The 4,158-nt window shown below is 68.1% G+C and carries 4 protein-coding genes and 3 pseudogenes; 5 read left to right on the top strand and 2 right to left on the bottom strand.

The features are described 5' to 3' along the window. Positions 1–713: 713 nt before the first annotated feature. From MKK84_RS21495 to MKK84_RS21480, 4 genes are all read left to right on the top strand, one after another. Complete coding sequence (locus tag MKK84_RS21495; protein WP_243923399.1) at positions 714–1,004, top strand: hypothetical protein; 291 nt, start codon at positions 714–716, stop codon at positions 1,002–1,004. A gap of 115 nt (positions 1,005–1,119) precedes the next feature. Continuing rightward, entirely contained in the window at positions 1,120–1,401 is a 282-nt protein-coding gene (locus MKK84_RS21490) for a hypothetical protein (RefSeq protein ID WP_243923397.1), read from the top strand. A gap of 56 nt (positions 1,402–1,457) precedes the next feature. Continuing rightward, a complete protein-coding gene (locus MKK84_RS21485; protein WP_243923395.1) occupies positions 1,458–2,753 on the top strand; it encodes a hypothetical protein in 1,296 nt (431 codons plus the stop codon). Positions 2,754–2,838: 85 nt separating this feature from the next. Next, a complete protein-coding gene (locus MKK84_RS21480) occupies positions 2,839–3,252 on the top strand; it encodes a hypothetical protein (protein ID WP_243923393.1) in 414 nt (137 codons plus the stop codon). Between the two features lie 71 nt (positions 3,253–3,323). Here MKK84_RS21480 and MKK84_RS21475 read toward each other — a convergent pair. Both MKK84_RS21475 and MKK84_RS35725 read right to left on the bottom strand, forming a co-directional pair. Beyond that, positions 3,324–3,731: pseudogene (locus MKK84_RS21475) on the bottom strand (TonB-dependent receptor domain-containing protein); the annotation flags it as partial. Further along, a pseudogene (locus MKK84_RS35725) lies at positions 3,730–4,017 on the bottom strand (DUF1501 domain-containing protein); the annotation flags it as partial. The pseudogenes MKK84_RS21475 and MKK84_RS35725, both read right to left, overlap by 2 nt. A gap of 1 nt (position 4,018) precedes the next feature. Between MKK84_RS35725 and MKK84_RS21470 the strand changes: the two are divergent. Continuing rightward, a pseudogene (locus tag MKK84_RS21470) lies at positions 4,019–4,158 on the top strand (ATP-binding protein); the annotation flags it as partial.

Here is a 4,158-nt window from a genome sequence, read left to right as displayed (position 1 = left end):
GCGGTAGAACTGCGCTAGCTCCAGAGCTTCGTCCGTTGATGGGGCCGCAATCGTCACGGTCTGCTGTGTCGTGCCCGCGTCCGAGCCGGTCAAGCGGAGGACGAAGGTGAGGCGATAGGCCTGCGTCGCCATGGCTACGTCTCCGGTTTGCAGAACCCGGTCCCAGCCCTGAAGCCGTTCTCCGGAGTGAAATCCACGCTGGCGTTCATGGCGCGGCAGCCCAGGTCAGAAGGGTCGCGACAATAGCTGCGGTCAGACAGTCTGCCAGCGCATCCTCCACGCCAGCAGTCTCCAACACTCTCAGAGCACTAGTGAAGACGACGGCCACGCCGATCGTCACGAGGCGCCGCGCGATCACCCCTCGGTCCTACGCTCTCGGAACCGGATCCCGGCGCCGCCGCCGTTTTCGGGGATGAACTCAAGCCCGGCGGCTTCGAACGCGCGACGCATGGCTGCAATCGTTGGCCCGTGAGCCGACAGGGCACCAGGCGTAGCCTCAAGCCGCTTGATCGTCGGCAGCGAGACGCCAGACGCCTCGGCAAGATCCTTTTGCTCCCATCGCAGTAGTGCGCGCCCCGCACGTACCATCTCGCTACTGAGCATCAACAGGCCTCAATTTGATACCTCAGAGCTAAAAACGATACCTGGGGCATTGACAATGCTCTGAGGCTCGTATGATACTCCAGGCATCGAATACGAGCAAGGCTCCGCCGATGCCCCACCGCACCGTCTCCTGGACCCGTCTCTCCCGCTCGCTGCACGACAGCAAGCCCAAGATCCCCGCCGTCCTGCTTTCGGCCCGCGCCTTCATTCAGTTCGGTGCCAGCAAGCGACCGCTCGTCGTCTCCGGCCAGTACGACCGCGCTGCCATCATGGCCGCTGCCTGTCGCGCCGCCCCCGGCATCATGGAGCGCTGTGGCGTCTCCCGCCGCGAGGCGATGTCCTCCGCCCTCAAGGCCGCCTGGCAGGTCGCCAAGGCCGCCCACCGCGCCGCTGCGCACTGAGGCACTGAGTCCAGAGGCCGTTTCAGACCTCTGAGCGCCTGAAAACCTATTCGGCCCAGCAACTTGGGCGACTGAGTCCACCACCCCGCCAAGCCCACCCCCACGAGCCCGACCGATGACCTATGCCCGCATCCCGAATTTCAGCCAGCCCGTCCCGGCCCGCAGCGATAGCTCCCGCACCGGCCGCCGCCGCCTCTCGGCTGATGGCCGCTACCTGAACCTGCCGAACGAGCCCGTGCCCGGCGAGATCGAGCCCTGGCAGGCCGTGGCACCCGTCCGTCCCGACACCGCGCACAGCCGCAGCCTGCGCTTCCTCGACACCGCCGGCGAGCTGCTGGCCGCCGTCGCCATCATCGGCGGGGGCATGGTGCTCACCGGCCTCGCCTCGCTCCTCTGACCCTGCCCGCACCCGAGCGGGCTGGCTGCCCGCGCCCCTCATCCGAGGATCCCGCGATGTCCCTGCGCACGTCCCTACAGCAGCTGATCCGCCGCGACCCAGGCGCTGCACTGCGCGAACGCGCGGCCGCCACTGCGAGCCGGGTCGAAGCGTTCAAAGTCGCGCCCATCCCGCCGGTGCCCAGCCACGCCGAGCAGGTCGCGCAGGCCGGGTTCACGGGCGACGTGCTGGCTACCTGCGGCGTCGACCACCGCGACGGCACGGTCTCCTACTCCGATGCGATGGGCAACGTCTCGCGCCGCCCCCTAGCCCGCTGGATCGCATTCACCGCCATGCAGATGCACAGCCGCGTGCAGTCCGAGATGGGCCGCAGACGGGTCCTTGAGGCGGGCGATCTGTCGGCTGAGGCGCATGCCGAATGGGAAGCCCGGATCCGGCGCGAGCTGTGCAGCGACGCCGTGCATGCGCTCACGTTCCGACACGATCGCGCGTTCGAGGCCGCTCAGGCGATCCGGACCGGCGCCGAACCCGCCACGCAGGCGCGGCGAGAGCAGGCCGACGCCGAGCTGTTGGCACTTGCCCCGCAGTGGGAAGCGGCCGTGGACCTCTACCAGCGGCGGATGGACGAGGAGGACGCCATTGCAGAGACCGCAAGCGATGACGGTTGGCCGGGGCGCGCGCCCGATGGCAGCGGCCCCGAATGGCGGGCGTGGTTCGAGAAAAAGGAGGAGTGGCGCGAGCGGACGGGCGTAGCCGCAGCCGAGGAGGCGTCAGGCGAAGCCGGGACGGCTCTGCACGAGCTCGAGGTTCAGATCGGAGATCTGTCCGCGGCGTCGTTGGCCGGGCTTCAGCTCAAGGCCCGTGTCGCCCAGCGCAGCGACGATATTGGCGTGACTTGGCCGGATGGCCTCGGTGAGGGCCTGACGCGCGATCTGCTGGCGTTCACCGAGACTCAGGCACGGCGGCCGGCTCCGGCTGCCCCGAACCTCGTCAGCATGCTTGATATCGCGTCCGCCACGATGAACGAGCTGCAGTCCCTTCACGACCTCGCGGACCGCGTTGGCGGCGCTGCCTACGCCCTTGTGTGGACAGGGCGGTGCAAGAAGCGCGGCTCCAACGGCGACTTCAACGTGGCCGGCGAGCTGATGCAGTGGCTCGGTGATGCCCTGACCGACGTGGAGACCGCGGCCATCGACGAAGCGCGCCGGCGGTCGCCGACGAACCGCACCGACCGTGAGACCCGTCTGAAGATCCTGGCCGTACCGGTCATCCAGAACGGCGACCCCGACGAAACCGAGGCCTTCGCCCACCAGCTGCTGGCCCACGCCGAGGCCGAGCGGGCGGGGTGCTGACGGCGCCCGTCATCCCTCTCCGTAGCCGTGCGTACCGCCCCGGCCGGATCAGCCGGGCTTCCCATCACACCCCGAGACCTGACCCATGGGCGACGTGCTCACCTTCACCCCGCGTCCGAAGCCGGTTGCTCCGGAGATCCTGGCGCCCATCGCCGGCCCTGCCCTTCGCGCCAGCCTGGAGGAGGCGGCTCAGATCGCGCTGGACGCCGCAGACCGCATTATCGCTGTGCTGGACCACATGGACGGGTGCCCCGACCACGAAGACAGCGGCGATGCTGAGCCGTCTCTGGCCGCTCCTGAGAACGCCACGGGCTCACAGGTGACATGGCTGCGCGGGAACGATCAGGACCGTGAGGCCGAGGCGCCCGAGACTGTGCTGCCGGAGGTGGCGGCCGAGACGCAGCCCGTGGCCAAGATCCTGCCGTGGCACGGCCGGGGCAACGTCATCGCGGCGGCTGGCGTGGCGCTCCTCGACTTGCTGGACCGGGAGCGCGCCTGATGCCGATGGTAACAAAAAAAGGAGCCGCGCGGGGCGGCCCCTTCAGTCTCCGTCGTACTGGGTTGAGGGGCTCAGTACTTCCGGATGATCGGCTCCGGCGCCATCGGCACTGGATCGGCGCCGAAGCGGTAGGTCAGACCGGCGTAGACCGATAGCGGCTGCGCCAGGGTCGTCGTCCGCGGATCGTTGATTGAGAGGTTGCCGGCCACCGCACCCGTCTCGGCGAAGGTACCGAACGTGGCGTAGCGGTTGTTGGTCAGGTTGGTGATGAGACCGAAGATCTCCAGGTTCTTGGTGACCTGATACTTCGTAGTCAGGTTCATCACGTAATAGGCCGGCAACTTGCGGTTCAGGTTCGACTCGTCGCCGCGGAAGTAGGACGACGAGAACGCTGAGACGTTGAGGCCGAAGCGCCAGTTCGGGGTGATGTTGTACTCGAACCCGGCCTTGATCTGGTGATCCGGGATTAGCGGGATCTTGGCCGATGCGCCGGGCCGACAGCTCGAACCCCTTCGGCGAGACCGCGCCGCGGTCGGCCTGCGCCGCATGGTCGGAGATCGAGCGGTAGACCTCGTCGCGCAAGCGAAAGCCCTGGCTGACGGCTCCGGCGAGCTTGGTCCCGCTGTACATGGCGGCGATGAGCGTCGCCTGCCGATCGTCGATGCCAGGCTTGCCGACGCCGTTGATGGCGATGTTCGGCACCGTCTCGCCGCCCCGGAAGATCAGGGGCATCTGATCGGTGAAGGCGATCGGGCGGACCCGGGATGTCTTCCGGATTGCCGACACCGGCATCGGAATGAGCGCCGAGCACCAGGCGCGTCTATTCGAACGCTTCAGCCAGGCCGACGCATCGACGACCCGCCGTTTCGGCGGCACCGGTCTGGGCCTCTCGATCACGCGGGCCTT

Origin of the sequence: Methylobacterium sp. E-065 (assembly GCF_022829605.1) — a bacterium.
GTDB lineage: Bacteria > Pseudomonadota > Alphaproteobacteria > Rhizobiales > Beijerinckiaceae > Methylobacterium.
This window is presented reverse-complemented; position numbering and strand designations above follow the sequence as displayed.

Excerpts from the sequence above, each read along its gene's own strand:
- MKK84_RS21495 (WP_243923399.1), top strand. The coding sequence starts at position 714 with ATGCCCCACCGCACCGTCTCCTGGACCCGTCTCTCCCGCTCGCTGCAC.
- MKK84_RS21490 (WP_243923397.1), top strand. The coding sequence starts at position 1,120 with ATGACCTATGCCCGCATCCCGAATTTCAGCCAGCCCGTCCCGGCCCGC.
- MKK84_RS21485 (WP_243923395.1), top strand. The coding sequence starts at position 1,458 with ATGTCCCTGCGCACGTCCCTACAGCAGCTGATCCGCCGCGACCCAGGC.
- MKK84_RS21480 (WP_243923393.1), top strand. The coding sequence starts at position 2,839 with ATGGGCGACGTGCTCACCTTCACCCCGCGTCCGAAGCCGGTTGCTCCG.